The sequence below is a fragment of the Candidatus Zixiibacteriota bacterium genome, assembly GCA_018820315.1.
GTDB lineage: Bacteria > Zixibacteria > MSB-5A5 > JAABVY01 > JAHJOQ01 > JAHJOQ01.
Map to the genome: position 1 here is coordinate 1 of JAHJOQ010000047.1, position 18,276 is coordinate 18,276.

General features: G+C 50.1%; 13 protein-coding genes and 1 tRNA gene. 10 read left to right on the forward strand and 4 right to left on the reverse strand.

The genetic code is table 11. The features are described 5' to 3' along the window. Nucleotides 1-151 precede the first annotated feature (151 nt). From KKH67_04165 to KKH67_04205, 9 genes are all read left to right on the forward strand, one after another. The gene (locus KKH67_04165; GenBank protein MBU1318373.1) at nucleotides 152-781 is read left to right on the forward strand and encodes a hypothetical protein; all 630 of its coding nucleotides are present in this window, start codon (nucleotides 152-154) and stop codon (nucleotides 779-781) included. 98 nt (nucleotides 782-879) lie between these two features. Continuing rightward, a complete protein-coding gene (locus tag KKH67_04170) occupies nucleotides 880-2,805 on the forward strand; it encodes an aconitate hydratase (GenBank protein MBU1318374.1) in 1,926 nt (641 codons plus the stop codon). A gap of 1 nt (nucleotide 2,806) precedes the next feature. Beyond that, entirely contained in the window at nucleotides 2,807-3,916 is a 1,110-nt protein-coding gene (gene gcvT / locus KKH67_04175) for a glycine cleavage system aminomethyltransferase GcvT (GenBank protein ID MBU1318375.1), read from the forward strand. A gap of 6 nt (nucleotides 3,917-3,922) precedes the next feature. Further along, nucleotides 3,923-4,645, forward strand: a complete 723-nt coding sequence (locus tag KKH67_04180) for a 2-phosphosulfolactate phosphatase (GenBank protein ID MBU1318376.1) — start codon at nucleotides 3,923-3,925, stop codon at nucleotides 4,643-4,645. A gap of 47 nt (nucleotides 4,646-4,692) precedes the next feature. Continuing rightward, nucleotides 4,693-6,588 (forward strand): tetratricopeptide repeat protein, encoded by a 1,896-nt coding sequence (locus KKH67_04185; GenBank protein MBU1318377.1) that lies wholly within the window; start codon nucleotides 4,693-4,695, stop codon nucleotides 6,586-6,588. A gap of 9 nt (nucleotides 6,589-6,597) precedes the next feature. Beyond that, nucleotides 6,598-8,703, forward strand: a complete 2,106-nt coding sequence (locus KKH67_04190) for a BatA and WFA domain-containing protein (GenBank protein ID MBU1318378.1) — start codon at nucleotides 6,598-6,600, stop codon at nucleotides 8,701-8,703. 121 nt (nucleotides 8,704-8,824) lie between these two features. Next, a complete protein-coding gene (locus KKH67_04195; protein ID MBU1318379.1) occupies nucleotides 8,825-10,639 on the forward strand; it encodes an ABC-F family ATP-binding cassette domain-containing protein in 1,815 nt (604 codons plus the stop codon). Then, nucleotides 10,614-11,210, forward strand: coding sequence for a flavodoxin family protein (locus tag KKH67_04200; GenBank protein ID MBU1318380.1), 597 nt, complete (start codon nucleotides 10,614-10,616; stop codon nucleotides 11,208-11,210). Before KKH67_04195 ends, KKH67_04200 begins: the two co-directional genes overlap by 26 nt. Before the next feature lie 58 nt (nucleotides 11,211-11,268). Continuing rightward, nucleotides 11,269-12,519 carry a hypothetical protein gene (locus KKH67_04205; protein MBU1318381.1) on the forward strand — a complete coding sequence of 417 codons (1,251 nt, stop codon included), beginning with the start codon at nucleotides 11,269-11,271 and terminating at the stop codon, nucleotides 12,517-12,519. A 29-nt stretch (nucleotides 12,520-12,548) separates the two neighbouring features. On the opposite strand, the gene lepB is transcribed toward KKH67_04205, so the two are convergent. Beyond that, nucleotides 12,549-13,205, reverse strand: a complete 657-nt coding sequence (gene lepB, locus KKH67_04210) for a signal peptidase I (GenBank protein ID MBU1318382.1) — start codon at nucleotides 13,203-13,205, stop codon at nucleotides 12,549-12,551. A 91-nt stretch (nucleotides 13,206-13,296) separates the two neighbouring features. Then, nucleotides 13,297-15,093 carry a translation elongation factor 4 gene (gene lepA / locus KKH67_04215; protein MBU1318383.1) on the reverse strand — a complete coding sequence of 599 codons (1,797 nt, stop codon included), beginning with the start codon at nucleotides 15,091-15,093 and terminating at the stop codon, nucleotides 13,297-13,299. Nucleotides 15,094-15,382: 289 nt separating this feature from the next. Here lepA and KKH67_04220 point away from each other — a divergent pair, with 289 nt between their 5' ends. After that, nucleotides 15,383-16,807 carry an IS1182 family transposase gene (locus KKH67_04220; GenBank protein ID MBU1318384.1) on the forward strand — a complete coding sequence of 475 codons (1,425 nt, stop codon included), beginning with the start codon at nucleotides 15,383-15,385 and terminating at the stop codon, nucleotides 16,805-16,807. A 487-nt stretch (nucleotides 16,808-17,294) separates the two neighbouring features. On the opposite strand, the gene KKH67_04225 is transcribed toward KKH67_04220, so the two are convergent. Both KKH67_04225 and spoVG read right to left on the reverse strand, forming a co-directional pair. Beyond that, nucleotides 17,295-17,369, reverse strand: a tRNA-Gln gene (locus KKH67_04225). A 10-nt stretch (nucleotides 17,370-17,379) separates the two neighbouring features. Beyond that, nucleotides 17,380-17,682: a septation regulator SpoVG gene (spoVG, locus tag KKH67_04230; GenBank protein MBU1318385.1), complete on the reverse strand. Its 303-nt coding sequence runs from the start codon at nucleotides 17,680-17,682 to the stop codon at nucleotides 17,380-17,382. Between the last annotated feature and the right edge of the window lie 594 nt (nucleotides 17,683-18,276).

Below are 18,276 nucleotides of genomic sequence, written 5' to 3' on the forward strand. Positions count from 1 at the left end.
CGACGAATCAATGCCCATAAACTCATTACCAAAGTCATTGAAGGTGTTAAGTTCGTTGATGGAGAAATAAAGGAAGCTGCATAACTGGAGAACTTGAGGATACTATCAAAACAATCATCCACAACTCTTGACAATATCTCCAGTGGGAGCAGTGGGGAGGTCTAAGGCGAAGCTTACCAAGCGCTATCACGCTGAGTTGCTTTGTAGTCGTTGGAACGTAGCAGATCTGTATCGTAGATTCAAAGCTGCTGCGGATAGAGGAAAGGACTACGGACTCGCAAGTGGGTTCTACTTCAATGAATTCGAGATGCGAAGGCGCTGGCACCATGAGCAGTGTACCAGTGAACACGTAAATCGCGACAATTTGTCCAGGGTGGCAGTCTGTTATCTTCGCTGGTTGACATATTCAACATACAAGTTTCTCGCCGGTTATGGTGAGAAGCCTCTTTGGAGTTTCCTGTGGCTATGTACCTTTGTCGTCATATTCGCCGTGTTGAATCTCTTCGCGGGCATTCAAGTCCCCTCTATGGGTACGATTAACTATGATTTGAGACTGTCATTGCCAGACTTTGGCTGCTTATTTCACCATTTCTGCTATGCAATTCTGATAACACTCCAGCGTTTCATCCCCGTATCCTATGTATCAAGTCAAATCCCTTTATTAAGGCCTGCGGATTCGGGAATTCTGGACATCGGACTGACACTCCTCAATACAGTAATGCTGGTTACCATGATCGTATTCACCGGCATTGGCCTGAAACGCCACTTCCGCAGGTTCTAACAGCGTGCAGGTTCCCCCAGAAACCGATTGACATTTTCGAGCGCAAGAACCATTATGGGCGTCATGATTCTGTGTGATTTCACGCCAAGGAGGTTACGATGGCTCAAACACTTGCATATAAAATCCTGACAAAACACCTTGTCGATGGGGAGCTCATACCGGGCAAGGAAATCGGCATCAAGATCGATCAGACTTTGACACAAGACGCAACCGGTACAATGGCTTACCTTCAGTTCGAGGCGCTCGGCCTCGAGAAGGTCAAGACCGAACTGTCGGTATCCTATGTCGATCACAACACGCTGCAGAGCGGTTTCGAGAATGCCGACGACCATCTCTATCTGCAGACCGTCGCCTCGAAATACGGCATTCACTTCTCACGTCCCGGCAATGGCATCTGCCATCAGGTGCATCTGGAGAGATTCGCGGTTCCGGGTAAGACCCTTCTCGGATCAGATTCTCACACCCCAACCGCAGGCGGACTCGGCATGATCGCCATGGGCGCCGGTGGGCTCGATGTCGCAGTCGCAATGGGTGGCGGACCATTCTATCTCCCCTGCCCGAAAGTCGTGGGAGTTAAACTTACCGGCAAACTCAAGCCGTGGGTATCGGCTAAAGATATAATCCTCAAGGTTTTAGAGATTCTCTCCGTCAAGGGCGGAGTCGGCAATATCATCGAATATCACGGTTCCGGCGTCGCGACTCTTTCTGTTCCGGAAAGAGCGACAATCACGAATATGGGCGCTGAACTCGGCGCAACGACATCACTCTTCCCATCCGACAAAATGACAAAGCAGTTCTTAGAATCGCAGGATCGCGCGAAGGCATTCAAAGAGATGGGTCCGGATGAGGACGCGGTCTACGACAAGCTCGTCGAGATTGATCTGAACAAGCTCGAACCGATGATCGCACAGCCACACTCACCGGACAACGTCGTCCCGGTCAGCAAAGTTGCCGGAACACCGGTGAACCAGGTCTGCATCGGATCGTGCACGAATTCCTCGCTGAAAGACCTCTCTCTCGTTGGTGCGGTTCTGAAAGAGAAAGCTGTATCCCCAAAGGTGTCTCTCACAATCTCGCCCGGATCAAAGCAGGTATTCAGAATGGCTTCCGACAGTGGAGCATTGACAAACATGATTGCTGCGGGCGCGAGAATTCTCGAGTCCGCCTGCGGACCCTGCATCGGCATGGGACAGTCGCCGCCATCGGGGGGCGTCTCTGTGAGGAGCTTTAATCGTAATTTCGTTGGAAGGTCCGGCACGAAGGATGGTCAGGTGTATCTCGCATCACCGGAGACCTGTGTCGCAACCGCGATCAAGGGCAAGATCACCGATCCACGTAAGTTGGGGAAATTTCCAACATTGCGTACTCCGAAGAAATTTATGATCGATGACAGGAGTGTCCTTAAGCCATCAAAGAAGCCTGAGACTGTCGAAGTCAGGCGCGGACCGAACATTGCGCCGCTTCCGACGCGCGGACCGATGCCCAATTCTATAACAAGCAAGGTGCTTCTGGTGCTCGGCGACAATATCACCACGGATCATATCATGCCGGCGGGCGCGAAGATTCTCCCGTTCAGGTCAAATATTCCCAAGATCTCGGAATTTGTCTATTTCTATGTCGATGAAACATTCGCGACACGCGCCAAAGAGGCGAAAGCCTCTGCCGTTATCGGCGGCGACAACTACGGTCAGGGATCATCCCGCGAACACGCAGCTCTCGCACCGATGTATCTCGGATTCCAGTTTGTGCTGGCGAAGTCATTCGCGAGAATTCACAAGACCAACCTTGTCAATTTCGGAATCCTGCCGCTGCAGTTTGCGAACGTAGACGACTACGAGAAGATCAAGCAGGATGACATGCTACGAATCGACAACGTACCGGAGACTTTGAAAAAAGGCGCTGATCTCACGATCAAGAATGAGACTCAGGGGTACGAATTCATGGCGACCTATGATCTCTCGGCACGCCAGGTCGAGATTCTCTGCTCCGGAGGATTGCTGAACCACACGAAGAACCGAGGTTGAGATGGACAGCGACGGGAGCGAATCAAAAAAAACACCATTGTTCGACAAGCATGTCGCGCTGAAAGCTAAGATGGTAGATTTTGCCGGGTTTCGTATGCCGGTCCTCTACAACTCAATCAACGCCGAGCACCTTCTGGTACGAGAGAAAGTCGGCATTTTCGATCTGTCGCACATGGGTGAGTTTTTCGTGTCCGGCAAGGATGCGGAGAGCTTTCTTCAAAAGGTGACCGTCAACGATGTCTCGGCTCTGCTGGAGTGGCAGATTCAGTATAGCTGTATGTGTTACCCTGATGGCGGAATTGTTGACGATCTTCTGGTGTATCGATTGCCGGATCGCTATATGCTGGTGGTCAATGCGGCCTGTCTCGATAAGGATTTCGCATGGCTTAAGCAGAATCTGTCGGGAGACGTGAAACTCGAAAACGACTCCGATGATTACGGACTGATCGCGATCCAGGGTCGCAAAGCCCAGAAAGTTCTGGCGAAGCTGACCGCATTCGATCTCGACTCGCTGCCGTTCTACTGGGCAGCGACAGCCGACATTGGCGGGCATGAGATGCTGTTCTCACGAACCGGATACACTGGCGAGGATGGTTTCGAACTGTATGTTCCCGCGGACAATTGCGCGGATGTGTGGGCTAAAGTGATCGATGCTGGTCGAGAGTTCGAGATGGGACCGATCGGTCTCGGCGCGCGCGACTCGCTCAGACTCGAAATGAAATACATGCTCTACGGCAACGATATCGACAAGACCACCGATCCAATTTCGGCTGGTCTTGGTTGGATTGTCAAGCTGGATAAGGGCGATTTCATTGGGCGCGACAACATTGAATCAGTCAGGACCAACAAGCCGGAATCGAAGCTTGTGGCTTTCGAGATGCTCGAGAAGGCGATTCCCCGCAAGGACTACGTTATAATCGGCGAAGGTTCCGAAATCGGGACCGTAACATCGGGTGGATTCTCGCCCAGCATTCAGAAGGGTATCGGACTCGGCTACGTGACGCGCGAATTTTCGAAGATCGGAAGAGGGCTTGCGATTTTGATTCGAGGAAAAGAAGTCCCCGCGATTGTCGTCAAGCCACCATTCTACAAAGAGGGTTCACACAGGTAATAATATATGAAGGTAGAACTCTATTTCACGCATTCCGGTCTCGCGGAGAGCGATCTTTCCGGCAAGACAGTGGTCATAATCGATGTCCTGCGTGCCTGCACCGTCGTATGCTCGGCATTCGCAGCGGGATGCCGCGAGATCATACCGGTGAAGACGATCGGTGACGCTTCAATGCTGGCTGCCAATCTCGACCGTGAAGTAGTGCTGCTCGCCGGTGAGCGCGACGGCCACAAGATCGACGGTTTCGATCTCGGAAATTCTCCGTTCGAATTTACGGAGGATATCGTAAGAGACAAAATCATCATCCTCGCTTCGACCAATGGGTCCAAAGCCATGGTTCTCGGATCGGGTGGTGATTCGTGCTATGCCGCATCCTTTGTGAACATATCCACCGTAGTGGACCAAATCAAATGCGACGGCATTGACACGGCAATCATATGTTCCGGTAAAGAGTCGAAGTTCTCGCTCGAGGATGCGCTCTGTGGTGGGATGATCCTGTCTAAGCTCGGCGATCAGGCTAATATGGCAAACGATGCCGCCTCGGTGGCTCTGAAACTCTATGAAGCTCATCGGGATAACCTTGCCGGTGCTTTGCGCCAATGTGATCATGGTCGATATTTGGCATCTATCGGATTCGGATCAGATATTGATTTCGCAGCAAGTGTTGACACATGTTGTATTCTGGCGTCATGGGATAATGGCCGACTGATCGCCAGAAATGGCTGCTGAAACAAATAGTCCATTAACGATGTATGATGTGTGATGGGATTATTGAAATGAACAGACTAGCGTATCTGATACTTGCACTTGCAATCGGTATTGTCTTCCCGGCTCACATTGCCCAGGCGGGCAACAGGGTCAGTGTCGAGCTATCACTGCTGCAGAAAGTGGATGACAAGCAGGCGACTCGTGTAGTATCGGATACAGCATCAGTACCTGATGATGGCGCTCTCACCGTACAGTTGGGAAATCTCGTGTTTGATCTCGAACTTCTTTCAGTATCGGATGAGGCGGTGAATCTCAGGATCGAGATGATCACGTCCGGCCCCGGCACGAAGCGGTTCTTCGCATCGTATATTGTTCCCTACGGACTCCCGATCATTATCGACTCTGTGATAGTCAGGAACAAGTCGCTCTATCGCGCATCGGTTACGCCACTCGCTATCTGCGAAATCGAGAGAGAATGTCAGCACGATGTTACCGATACTACGGCGTTCCTCTCAGATCCTGCGCCCCATTTCCAGATATACTACGTGCCGGAGTCGCTCGGCGATTATCACTGGAACGGACTGCGCGCTTACCTTGAAGAGGAAGGCAGGGCGCTTGACAGACTCTGCAGGTTCGATGATCCGCAACCGACCAGTTTCTTCATCCTGCCGTGCAGGCCGACGTCGGTTCATTTCGACAAATATTACGACTTCGCAATCGACCCTGTCAAAGACAACGTGATGGCGATTTACAATCACGATGAGAAGCATGTCTCTTCATTGCCGGTTAACATGTTGAAGTTCTATCGCTACTGGGGATATGCTCCGAGGTTTTTCGCGGAAGGTATCGGTGCTTTCGCAGATTTCAATGACTTCTATCTCAAGGAATACTTGGGCAAGCATTCTCTGCCGGATCTGAGAAAGTACTTCAACTCGGAGGCGTTTCTTGCTTTCCCGGACAGAGAAGTGATGCGGCAGGCAGCAGGATCCTTCTGCAACTATTTGGTCAGCCGATACGGTATCACCAAATTCAAGGAATTCTGGGATATCTCGACTGATTTGACTGCGGCCAGCGATCTTGCAAGTGTCTATGACATATCCGCCGACTGGTTGGTTGGTGAATGGGAGCAATATCTGAACACCTTGAAAATAGATAACCGGTTGTTTCGATATCACGCGCAGCGATTGTCTCACTTGAGAGACTATGAAGAGGCGAACAGGCTGCTGTTGATCCGGTTCAAAGCGACCGGCGGAGACAGAGAGCAGATGCTGGAAATCGGCAATTACTTCTATTTGCTCGGGGATTACGAAAACGCTCAGGAGTACTTCGGCAAGGTTCTTCGGGAGGATAGTGTCAAAGTGACCGATGTTCTCACTTACGCAAACATGCTCCTGATGAACGGCAAGCTCGACTCCGCCCTCACGTGGTATGGCAAAGCTATTCTACAAGATTCGACTGAGGGAGTAGCGTACTATAAGACAGGCAGGATATATCATCATCTTGGCGATCTGGACAAGGCTTTGGAGTACTATCACAAAGCCGCCGCTGAATCCGAAGATCTCGGTGTTGTAATCGATGCACAAATCGGGATTGGTCTCTGCCTGCGCGAGCTCAACGACGAAGATTCTGCAAGTGTCTATTTTGCTTCGGCACTGAATGGATCCAAAGTCATTATGGTAGGAGGCGATCCAAAGCCAGCGGCTATTATGCGAGCCGGTGAGGCATTCCTGCAACTCGGTCAACCTGAAGCTGCTATCGAACATCTCGAATTCGCAATTTTCGTCGAAGAGAGGCTATTCTATATTGGCAGGATGGCATTGGCTCTCGGCGAGGCTTATGACTTGCTGGGAAACAGAACCGCTGCGATTGAGTCTTACAATCTGACAAAATCAGCTCCCGGCGGATATCTGTTCCGTGAGGAAGCCGACAAATACATATCCAAACCGTTCACGTTGAAACGATAGCTGCTTTCGATGGGTTTTCTTAACAGTCTTCTTCTGTTCTTCGGTCTGTTTGCCGCGGTACCTATTCTGATTCATTTGCTAAATCGTCAGCGCGTCAAGCTGGTCTACTTTTCATCTCTCAAGTACCTGAAGAATCTTCAGAAGACCCGTATGAGGAAGCTGAGGATCAGACAGCTTCTGCTTCTTCTGCTCAGAATGCTGATCATATTGGTTATCGTAGCGGCTTTTGCGCGGCCGACGATCCAGGGAGGATTCTCCGCTGGTTTGGGATCTGCAGCCAAGACGTCTGCCGTCATCCTCCTGGACAATTCGCTGTCCATGTCTGCGGAGACTCGGGATGGTTCCCTATTCGAGTCAGGACGTGATTTTGCTGCTGAACTGCTCGGCGCCTTCAGTGAAGGCGATGAAGTTTTGGTGGCTACATTCAATACGGACTTGAGCCCTGTCACTGATGGATTCGCACTGGACTATACCGTAACCGAGAGACTGATTCGGCAGGCAGCTTTGTCTAACCGCGCAACAGACGCACAGAGCACCCTCGCCGATGTTTTCGAACTGATGGAAGGCTCCAGAAACCTCAATCGCGAGATTTACATAATCTCCGACTTTGCAGAGACAGGCTGGGGCGATTTCGCGGGCACAGCATTTCAGACAACTCCGGATGGGACTCGCCTGTATCTCGTTCCAATAGTCGATCCCGAGCCGGACAACTTGAGAGTGACCAGCATCGACTTCGGAAGACAGCTGATTTATCCGAATCGTCCCGTCGAAATTAAGGTCGGATTAGCAAACGATGTTCAGAAAAGGGCTGCCGGTTTGCTGGCCAGTCTCTATGTCGATGGCGCAAGGGTGAGCCAGTCCGACTGCGATATTCCCGCCTTAGCAAAGAATGAGATTGTGTTCGCACACTCGTTTACCAGTGCCGGATTGCATGACGGATATATCGAGCTGCCGGATGACGCAATAATCGCGGACAACAAGCTGTATTTCACTCTAAGCATCCCGGAGCAGCTAAAAGTCCTCGTGGTCGGAGAAAACGAGTCGGACAATCTTTATTTCAAGTTGGCAGTGAAACCCCAATCCGACACACCGACACAGATTGTCCTGAATTCCATCGGGCTGTCATCGCTCTCCGGTGAAGACCTCTTCTCATATGATTGCATAGTGCTGAATGGCATGAAGTACCTCTCTGAAGCGGGGTTTTCTGCAATAGACAATTTCGCAGCGTCAGGCGGAAGATTGCTGATATTTCTTCCCCCGGAAGGGGATATGAAATTCTATGGTTCGAGAATCGCGAAGAAGTACTTCGGAGTCGATCTGATCGGACCGGAGTTAATCGAAAATCAGACCGGCTATTTTTCTCTGGAACGGCTGGCGCTTTCTCACCCCATCTTCTCGCGATATTCGGAGATTGAGAAGGAGAACCTTCCGAAAATCAAGTTCAAAGACATTGTCAAAATGAAGCCCTCGACATCGACAAAAGTGCTCGGATGGTATTCAACAGGTACTCCCGCAATCGTTGAGTCTGACTGGGGACAGGGTCGTGCAGTGATGTTTGCAAGCGATCTGCGACTGAAATCGAATGAGCTTGTGCAACACCCGCTCTTCGTAACCTTTGTCAACCGGGCAATAGAATATCTTGTGGCCGACATGACCAGAGTTGTGGAGCGGTATCATTCGGGTGATATCGTTGAGCGAAACCTGTCTGATCTCGCACATGATCAGCAGCTTGAGTTGATCGCACCGGATGGCGCTCGCAGCTATGTTACACCGAATTTTTCCGGTAAGTCTGCCTATCTGTCGATAACAGATGCCGATCCACCCGGTATATACACAATTGCGGCTGGTGACAATATCGCAGATCAATTCGCCGTGAACGTGCCTGTTGACGAGACGATCCAGCGGTATATCGATCCCGGTACAGTTTCCGGCGAGCTCGCATTTCTCGATCCGGAAATACTCGAAACGGAAGATGATGGCTTCCTCGAAGTCATCCGGCAGAACCGCTTCGGGCAGGAGATCTGGAGACCGTTTCTGCTGATAGCCCTCGCATTGCTCGCTGCCGAAATGGTCATAGCCCGATCCGGAAATCGGCCGACCGACACCCAGAATTAGTCAATAGAGTTGACAAGTCCCCTATCTGTCGTAAATTCCCCATATTGTGATACTTGCCACTCTACATAAGATCTCGAAGTCATTTGCCGGGATTGATATTTTTACCGGAATAAGCCTGCAGGTGAAGACCGGTGACAAAATCGGCTTGATCGGACGCAATGGCATCGGCAAGACGACGCTCTTTCGGATTCTCCTCGGAGAGCTTTCTGCCGACGCGGGAGAACTTGCCAGAGCAAAGGGAGTACGGATCGGATATCTCCCCCAGGAGGTTCGACTCGACAAGAGCTTGACCCTGCTCGATGAAGTGACCGATGCCTTCAGCCATCTCATCGGCATGAAGAAACGCATCGAAGAACTCGAATTAATCATAGCGTCTGGTGCCGACAAGGCCATCCTTACCGAGTACGGACACCTTCAGGAACGGTTTGAACGTGAAGGCGGGTTCACCTATCAATCTCGAATAGAGGACGTGCTGACCGGCCTCGGATTTCTCGAGGAAGAATTCCAAAAACCGCTCAACCTTTTTTCCGGAGGCGAGAAGAGTCGCGCATATCTCGCAAAACTGCTGCTGTCGCTGCCCGATATCCTGCTTCTCGACGAGCCTACGAATCATCTCGATATCAGTTCAACCGAATGGCTCGAATCATATCTGATAGAGCTCGATGCCGCTGTGATAATCGTCTCGCACGACAGATTATTCCTTAATCGCACGACAAAGCTGACGCTCGATTTCAGACCGGATCGCATCGAAGAATATGCCGGCAATTTCGATTTCTATCTCAAAGAACGTAAGGCAAGGCAGGAACAGCAGTCCAAGCTATATCAGCGACAGAAAGAAGAGATACTGCGGATCGAGGATTTCATTCATCGCAATATCGCAGGGCAGAAGACCAAACAGGCTCAGTCACGGAGAACAATGCTCTCCAAAATCAAGCGACTCACATCTCCGGAAACGGATGGCAAAGCCGCCACGTTGCGAATCGAATCCTCGGGACGCAGCTACAGGAAACTCCTCGAAGTGAATGGACTTTCGAAGTCATTCGTTGGCCGCACGATATTCTCCGACATCTCGTTTGAAATCGAACGCGGTGAGAAAATCGGCCTGATAGGTCCTAACGGCAGCGGCAAATCGACGCTGGTGAAGATCATCACCGGCGAACTGGAGCCGGATGACGGTGAGTTCACGATCGGCGGAAATGTAAAGCCTGCGTACTTCGATCAGGAGCTTTCGATTATTGCTACTGACGACACGGTGCTCGATTCGATCTGGGAGGAGAAACCGCTTGCCGAAGCAGGCGAATTGCGGAGCTATCTCGGACGATATCTCTTCTCCGGCGAAGATGTTTTCAAGAGTGTGTCGGCGCTCTCTGGTGGCGAGAAAAGCAGGCTTGCTCTCGCTAAAATATTCCTGCTGCCTGCAAATTTCCTGATTCTCGATGAGCCAACCAATCATCTCGATATCCCGTCAAGCGAACGGCTTGAAGAGGCACTCGCTGAATATGATGGCGCGGCTCTCATCGTGTCACATGACAGATTCTTTCTCGATAAAACTGTGTCGAAGATCTTCGCGCTCGAAAATGGGTCACTGAGAGTCATCGACGGAAACTACTCCGAGTATGTGAGGCTGAGGGAAGCTCAGGATACGGCTGTCCGTACAGAGACTGACATCGAGGAACGAATGATCGAAAAAGAGGCTCGACTCAACGAATGGAAAGACCTCAAGGAGAAGCGCCGGGTTCGCAAACAATTCGAGAAGCTTGAGGATGACATCCAGAAGAAGGAGCAGAAGATGCTCGCCATCCTCGACATGCTTGAAGATGAGTCGATACAGAGCGATTGGGAAAGACTCGCCGAACTCCAGAAATCCAAGCAACAGATCGAAGCTGAGCTTGACGAGCTATTGAGACAATATGACGAATTCGACCTCGAAGAATAGACTGCTGATCCTGAACGGCTCGCCGATTCGAGGATCGACTACAGATGTGCTCTCTGAGCGAATTGCTGATGGCGCCGCTCAAGATGGATGGTCGCACGAGACTGTCTTCCTGAACGATCTTGTCATCAAGCCGTGCCAGTCATGTGGTGTACGAGAAGACGATGATCTCTGCATTTACCATGACGACCTCTACCCGGTTTACAAAAAGTTTAGTATCTGCGATGCAGTAGTAGCAGCGACGCCAGTGTATTTCGATACTGTCTCGGCCCAACTGAAACTGTTCATCGACCGCTGCAACTGCTATCGACCATTGAGACAATCACCATCCGGAGAGCATTTTCTCGAAAAGAGAGTCTGGAAAGAAAGACGCGGAATAATAGTTCTGGTAGGCGGTCCGAGACAAAAATATGACTGTGCAATGACTGTGATCAAAGGGTTCTTGATTTGGACAGGCGTGAAGTTTTTCGATTCACTCTGCTATTCGCACGAGAGCTGGGCAGCGGGCGCGGCAAAAGATGATCCGGACATCATGCACAAAGCATTCGATCTCGGCAGAAGCCTGACTGTTTAGGACATCTGCTGGTCGCAAAGTGGAGTTGCCGGAATTCAAACGGGTAAGGCGGCGATGAATGGCTGATATCTCGCTGATAAAAGTAGCATTCTGTACTCTTCTCGCGATTGGGTCTGTTTTATTTGCCACGTATGCTAGAGAAAGAAGCTGGGAGCAGAAGGCTCTTCGAGCATCGGTCACTGCAATAATCCCGATCAGATTCGTTCTTTGTCTTGGGATTTACATCTTATGGCCGGAGATGAATGCCCGCTCCGATGCAGTGCAGGTTTATCTGCCGGAGACACTGAAGCTCATCTCCGGGGAACTGCCATACAGGGACTTCGTCACCAGTTACTCTCCGTTGTTTTCGGCATTGCTTGCAATCCCGGTTATGATCTGGCAATCTGTCGGATCGATTGTTCTGACAATGCTCGTCATCGAAACAGCGATGTTAATCCTATATCTGAAGCGAAGCCGTTTATCTGATCCAGTCGACGGCTGGAGAGTCGCTTTTCTCTATCTCTTCTCCCCGATATCATTCTACTGGATCGGGCTTGTGGGCTACAATGGCTCCATAATCGCATTGTTCGCTATGCTCGGTCTCATTCTCGCCGAAAGGGGAAAACACGCGCTGTCAGGAGTCGCCTGCGGGCTTGGCCTGCTGTGTTCAAAACTTCTCGCCGTGCTCTCATGGCCGGCGGTAATACTCTACGACCGCCGCAATTGGCTAATGCGGTCAATACCGGTAGCAATCACACTGATCCTGCTTCTGGCACTCACTGCCGCAGGATTCGATACCTTAATGCCGATTAAGAAAGAATTCGGTAGGTACACCGAAGGGAATCTACTGTTTGTCATCTCACTTGTTCGCCCTGGCCTTGCTGGAAGCACATTCGGCAATATCTTTCCGCTCCTTGCATTTGTCATTCTGTTTAGTTTCTTCGCGTTCAAATTCGTAACAACCCGCGCAGCAGCCAACGTCAACAGATTCAATACATCATCTGCGTTCATTGCATTAATCAGTCTGCTATTCATGACTGTCAGCACAAAGACCTACTCCTTCTATCTTCCGATGATGTTGATATTCTTGATTCACGCTCTTGTGACGCGCTTACGATACTCAGGGCGGTTTCTGGCGCCCCTCGCAATCCTTGGATCGATCACTACGATCGAAACAGGCAGCTATCTCACACAGGCTGCAGATGACACAGGTGGTTCTTTGCAACTACCGAAGACGATCGTATTCGTCTTACTCAATCTGATCACGATCGCATGTTATGTTTATATGATGATTGAAAGTTATCGCGCGGCTACGGATACGGAGGAATGATAATCAGCGAGCGAATTCAGGAATCCTGATCAGAAGGTCTTGAACAGCCTCGACCAGCCGACTCTTGAAGGAAAATTGATAAGATTGTAGAATGGGATTGTCACTATCTTGTCGATGTATGGCGATGACCATTCGGGAGCGTTCGGGTCGTCCTTCCATGAGAAATAGACAATCATCGATTTGCCCTTGATCTTGCTTAGATCGACAAATCCCCAGAAGCGGGAATCTCTGGAATCATCTCGATTGTCGCCCATCACAAAATACTGCCCCGGTGGCACTTGCTTAGGGCCGAAATGATCCCGGGTCGAGAGTTCGCTCGGGATGATCCTGGAATCGATGTGTTTGGCGCCTACCGGATCCGGAACTGGCTGTCCGTCCACAAAAAGCTGCTTGGACTTGATCTCGACTATTTGTCCCTCGACAGCAACCACTCGCTTGATAAAATCCCTGCTCGGATTGAGTGGGTATTCGAAGACGATTACATCGCCGGGAACCGGATTCCGGAAGTGGTAGATGAACTTGTTTACAAACACGAAATCGCCGGTTTCCATGGTGTCTTCCATCGAGCCCGACTCTACTCTGTATGCCTGAACGACAAATACGCGCAGAATAGAAGCTATCACAAGCGCGATCAGAATCGCTTCAACATATTCCTTGACGCGATACCGCGCGCGTCTTTTCATCATGCGAGTCTTGCCGATAGTGGCGACCGCGTCAGATTGAAATTCTGTCATCAATTATGATGTCGGCACGCGGAGAGAATATATGAGTAGGAATCTAGTCCTTTTCGATCTGCAACACCGCGAGGAAGGCTTCCTGAGGAATCTCGACCTGACCAACTTGTTTCATCCGCCGTTTTCCCTCTTTTTGGCGTTCTAGGAGTTTTCTTTTGCGAGTGATATCTCCTCCGTAGCATTTCGCTGTGACGTTCTTGCGCAGAGGCCGGACAGTTTCTCGTGAAATAATCCTGGACCCGAGAGCAGCCTGGATAACGACCTCAAACATTTGGCGCGGAATGAGTTCGCGCAATTTAGAGCAGAGCTTCCGGCCCCAGGTCGCGGCCTTGCTGCGATGGATTATGTATGAGAAAGCATCGACCGGATCACCGTTGATCAAGATGTCGAGTTTTACGAGGTCAGATCGCTCAAAACCGCAGAAATCGTAGTCGAGGGAAGCGTAGCCGCGGGTCGTCGATTTCAGCCTGTCGTAGAAATCGAAGATTATCTCTGCAAGTGGCAGTCTGTAGCTGAGAGTGGCGCGCGTCGGATCAATGTACTCCGTCGTCTTGTATATGCCGCGACGCTCCTGTGTGAGTTTCATCACATTGCCGATGTACTCGGTCGGAGTGATAATCAGTGCGTTCACGTACGGCTCCTCGATGTAGTCGATCTCTGCTCTCGGCGGAAGGAAGGCCGGGTTATCGACGTAGATAAGGTCGCCCGACAGTTTCTTGACGCAGTACTCGACGTTGGGAACGGTGTTTACTATAGAGAGATCATATTCGCGTGTCAGCCGCTCCTGGATAATCTCCATGTGAAGAAGACCAAGGAAACCACACCTGAACCCGAATCCGAGAGCGACCGACGTCTCCGGTTCGAAGAGCAACGAGGCATCATTGAGTTTGAGCTTTTCGATAGATGCCCGCAGTTCCTCGTAGTTCTCCGCAACAGAAGGGTAAATGCCGGCGTAAACCATCGGCTTTATATCTCTGAATCCCGGAAGTGGCTGGATCTCTTTCTTCTTGCCGGTGAAAACCGTGTCGCCGACCTTTGTGTCGGAGATAATCTTGATCGACGCAATAACATACCCAACCTCACCGGCAGACAGTTTCTTCGTCGGTATATTCCGCATACGGAAAAACCCGAGTTCATCGACTTCGAATGTCTTGTTGTTGCTGTAAAACGCTATCTGATCACCGACATTGAGTACGCCATCCACTACCCGGATGTACGGGATCGCGCCTCGATACATATCGAATAGAGAGTCAAAAATCATCGCCCGCATCGGCGCTTCAGGATTTCCTTTCGGATGTGGAACCCTGCTCACAATAGCCTCAAGGACCTCTTCGATACCTATCCCCTGTTTGGCGGAGACAAGCAGAATCTCTTCCTCATCCACTCCGAGAAGATCGACAATCTGTCGTCTGGTCGTTTCGACATCGGCGTGCGGAAGATCGATCTTGTTGATTACGGGGATAATCGTGAGGTCGTGTTCCATCGCAAGATAGAGATTGGAAATAGTCTGAGCCTCTATTCCCTGAGATGCGTCCACAACCAGAAGAGCCCCTTCGCAACCAGCCAGTGATCTGGAAACCTCGTACGTGAAATCGACATGTCCCGGCGTGTCGATCAGGTTGAGCATGTACTGCTTACCGTCCTTCGCGCTATACACTATCCTGATGGCATGCAGCTTGATTGTGATTCCCCGCTCCTGCTCGAGATCCATCGAATCGAGCACCTGGGCATGCATGTCGCGGTTTTCGACCGTGTGCGTCAACTCGAGCATTCGATCGGCCAAAGTCGACTTACCATGGTCAATATGAGCTATTATTGAGAAGTTTCTGATTCTATCCATATTTATTCCACCGTCAGGCCGCCGTAAATACAAGATTTATCGACTCTTGTCAAAGCCTAATTGATGTGCGCTGCAAAGAAAAGGAACACATACAGGAAAACTCTTCCGGCCGAGCTGTCAGGGATTTTTTCCTGGAAGGCGGAGATCCATTGCCAGCTGCGGTAGGCTGTAGGTCAGGATCCCTGACTGCTCAAGCTTCCAGGCTGTATCACAATAAGTGTTTTTGGTTGAGTATGGATTATTAGTCGATATGTTGTGTTTCATTGAATATTCGTAGAGAGGAATTGAAATGGCATATCGATACGGCAAGCGTCATGAACAGTCTCTATTCCCTGCGAGCATCGAGGATTATGTACCATCAGATGCTCCAGTTCGGGTATATGACGTCTTTGTCGATGCTCTCGATTTTGGTGACTTAGGTATCGAATTGGATTCATGCAAGGTTGGCAATTCATCGTACGATCCGAGGTCAATGCTGAAGTTGTTGGTATATGGTTATTCCTACGGGATTCGCAGCAGTCGCAAGCTTGAGCGGGAGACTCATTACAATTTGAGTTTTATCTGGTTGACTGGCGGTTTGAAACCGGATCATAAGACGATAGCGGAGTTTCGCCGGAAGCATAAGGGAGCTTTGCGTAAGGTTCTCAAGCAATGCGCACGTCTTTGCCTTAAGCTGAACTTGATTGCTGGCAACACCTTGTTTGTCGACGGCAGTAAGGTTCGAGCTAACGCCTCACTGAGTCATCATTGGACTGAGGATCGTTGCCTCAAACGCCTTGAGAAGATCGACGGTCGCATCGAAGAGATTCTATCAGAATGTGATCTTGCGGATGATCAGGAATCGGGTATCGGATCGTTGGTAGCGATTCAAGAAGAGCTTTCGGATCAGCAGACGCTGAGACGCAAGGTGCAAGATACTCTCAAGCAGTTGCAGTCTGCTCAGAAAGCTTCAATTAACACGACTGATCCGGATTGCGTTCGTATTCATGGTCGTCAGGGTTCTCATGCCGGTTACAATATGCAGTCGGTTATTGATGAGAAGGAGGGATTGATCGTTCATACCGATGTGGTTAATGACAATAACGATCTGGGTCAGATTTCCGATCAAGTCGAAGGTGCGCATGAGGTGTTAGATAAACCTTGCAAGACAGTCTGTGCGGATGCCGGTTACTGCAATTACGATGAATTAGAAAAGCTAGATGGTGAAGATATCAAGCTTGTAGTGCCTTCGAAGCGTCAGGCCAGCAAAAAGCCGGCTAAGCCATTCGACAAGTCGAAGTTTGAATATGACAGTGAGAACGATGTTTATATTTGTCCTGCAGGTCAGACATTGAGTTATCGCTATACCAGGGAAGGGAAGAAGAAGGATTACATGGCTGGAGTGAGTGTTTGTTGCCAGTGTTGCTATTTTGGCGAGTGCACTACAAACAGCAGGGATGGCCGCAAGATTGTACGATACGTTAATGAGGAATTTCGCGAGAGGCTTGAATCAGAATATGAACAACCTGATTCACAGGCGATCTACGAGCTTCGCAAGCAGAAAGCAGAGTTGCCGTTTGGCCATATAAAGCGAAATCTCAACGCCGATCATTTTCTGCTACGCGGTTTGGATGGTGTACGTGCCGAAGCGTCATTGCTGGCCAGTTGCTTCAATCTTGCCCGCATGATCACCCTAATAGGAGTGCCCGCTCTGATCGCAAAGCTGGCGAATTGAGGGGAAGATTTGTGGTTTTCTTGAGATACAACACCGATGTTGACAGGATCATGAACATATTGACCTATTCAATGACGATTTGAACACAAACCACGGTCACTAACGAAAACAACGTCCGAATCCAACCCTCCGAACAAATATGGCGATGATTACGACACAGCCTCGAAGCGAAGAGCAGGTGCGAACGCAGCGAGGAGATCCTGACAGTTGTCCACGGAAGCCGTAACGAAGAAATAGGCAGGAGCCTTCGAAGCTCAGGACGCGTCACTCCGCTTCGCTTCGGATCACTGCCGGCGACCGCGTTTAACTCATGTTACTATTCGTTACAGTCAAGGTAGCCTCTTGTTGTTTCGAACATTACTCCCGAATACCATAGCAGCTACAAGACAGGGCACACCTCACCCCGCGTCAAATTGCCAATTCAGATTCTCAACTACGATCAGACCTGATCAAGTATCGGACTACAGCCCCGTCTAACCCAAGTTCATGGCTGGGGTGCCAGGATTCGAACCTGGGAATGCAAGATCCAAAATCTTGTGACTTACCACTTGTCGACACCCCAGTGCAGGATATTATACATCATCATCGCTACCATGATGACTAAAATCTTGCTCTGAGCTGTTTTTTACCTTCTCCTGGTAGGCATCCAGTACACGCTGCTCAATGATCCTGCGCATTTCGCTATTAATAGGGTGAGCAATATCCTGGTGTGACCCGTCTGGCCTTCGCCTCGACGGCATAGAAACAAAAAAGCCCTTAGCGCCGCTGATGATCTTCAAGCCACGGATAACGAACGCATCATCGAAAGTGACGTTTGCAAAAGCCTTGAGCTTGTCCTCATCTCTCAGTGTTACCCTGACTTCCGTGATTTCCACACAGACCTCCTGTAGATCCTTCCTGGAAGATAAGCCGAACTGGCAGCCGACCAGCCGCTTCTCTCTCGATCCACTCCCGGTGAACTCATTTATATACTCGGCCGTGACATAAACCGCGGAGCCACATCGGCAATCGAGTCAGTAACAAGCGCCTTCGCAAGGACACCCCTAAATGCCTGAAGAGCCAAATGCCAGACCGGCACAATCTGCCCTGCAGGCTATTGCCCAAAAAGCCCCGAGAATTCGGCCAAAGCAATCACGTTCTGAACCACTTTAAATTAACCCGCAGCACTCTCCTTTGTCAAGATCATTTTTCGAGCCGTGTACAGATTCTCACAACCAAAACCTCCACATTTACTGTCTTGTTATAATACAATGACTTAGGAGACAAAAGTCTATTGCCCGGAAAGCCGACACGCTGAGAATGCTCTAATTAACGCGATAGGAGGCAGTCCTAGTGTCCCGTCAACATGATATTATTGGGCATGTCATTGACTTCCGAAATTGTTTGCGCTATATTTGTGCAAACAAGGAGGTGGTCGATGAAAAAGTACATCGTTCGATTATCGAAGGAGGAGCGTGATAGACTGAAAC

What these genes read in the sequence shown, in the direction of transcription:
- KKH67_04180 (MBU1318376.1), top strand. Translation starts at nt 3,923, where the DNA reads ATGAAGGTAGAACTCTATTTCACGCATTCCGGTCTCGCGGAGAGCGAT.
- KKH67_04200 (MBU1318380.1), top strand. Translation starts at nt 10,614, where the DNA reads ATGACGAATTCGACCTCGAAGAATAGACTGCTGATCCTGAACGGCTCG.
- KKH67_04190 (MBU1318378.1), top strand. Translation starts at nt 6,598, where the DNA reads ATGGGTTTTCTTAACAGTCTTCTTCTGTTCTTCGGTCTGTTTGCCGCG.
- KKH67_04170 (MBU1318374.1), top strand. Translation starts at nt 880, where the DNA reads ATGGCTCAAACACTTGCATATAAAATCCTGACAAAACACCTTGTCGAT.
- gcvT (MBU1318375.1), top strand. Translation starts at nt 2,807, where the DNA reads ATGGACAGCGACGGGAGCGAATCAAAAAAAACACCATTGTTCGACAAG.
- KKH67_04185 (MBU1318377.1), top strand. Translation starts at nt 4,693, where the DNA reads ATGAACAGACTAGCGTATCTGATACTTGCACTTGCAATCGGTATTGTC.
- KKH67_04220 (MBU1318384.1), top strand. Translation starts at nt 15,383, where the DNA reads ATGGCATATCGATACGGCAAGCGTCATGAACAGTCTCTATTCCCTGCG.
- KKH67_04205 (MBU1318381.1), top strand. Translation starts at nt 11,269, where the DNA reads ATGGCTGATATCTCGCTGATAAAAGTAGCATTCTGTACTCTTCTCGCG.
- lepA (MBU1318383.1), bottom strand. Translation starts at nt 15,093, where the DNA reads ATGGATAGAATCAGAAACTTCTCAATAATAGCTCATATTGACCATGGT.
- lepB (MBU1318382.1), bottom strand. Translation starts at nt 13,205, where the DNA reads ATGATGAAAAGACGCGCGCGGTATCGCGTCAAGGAATATGTTGAAGCG.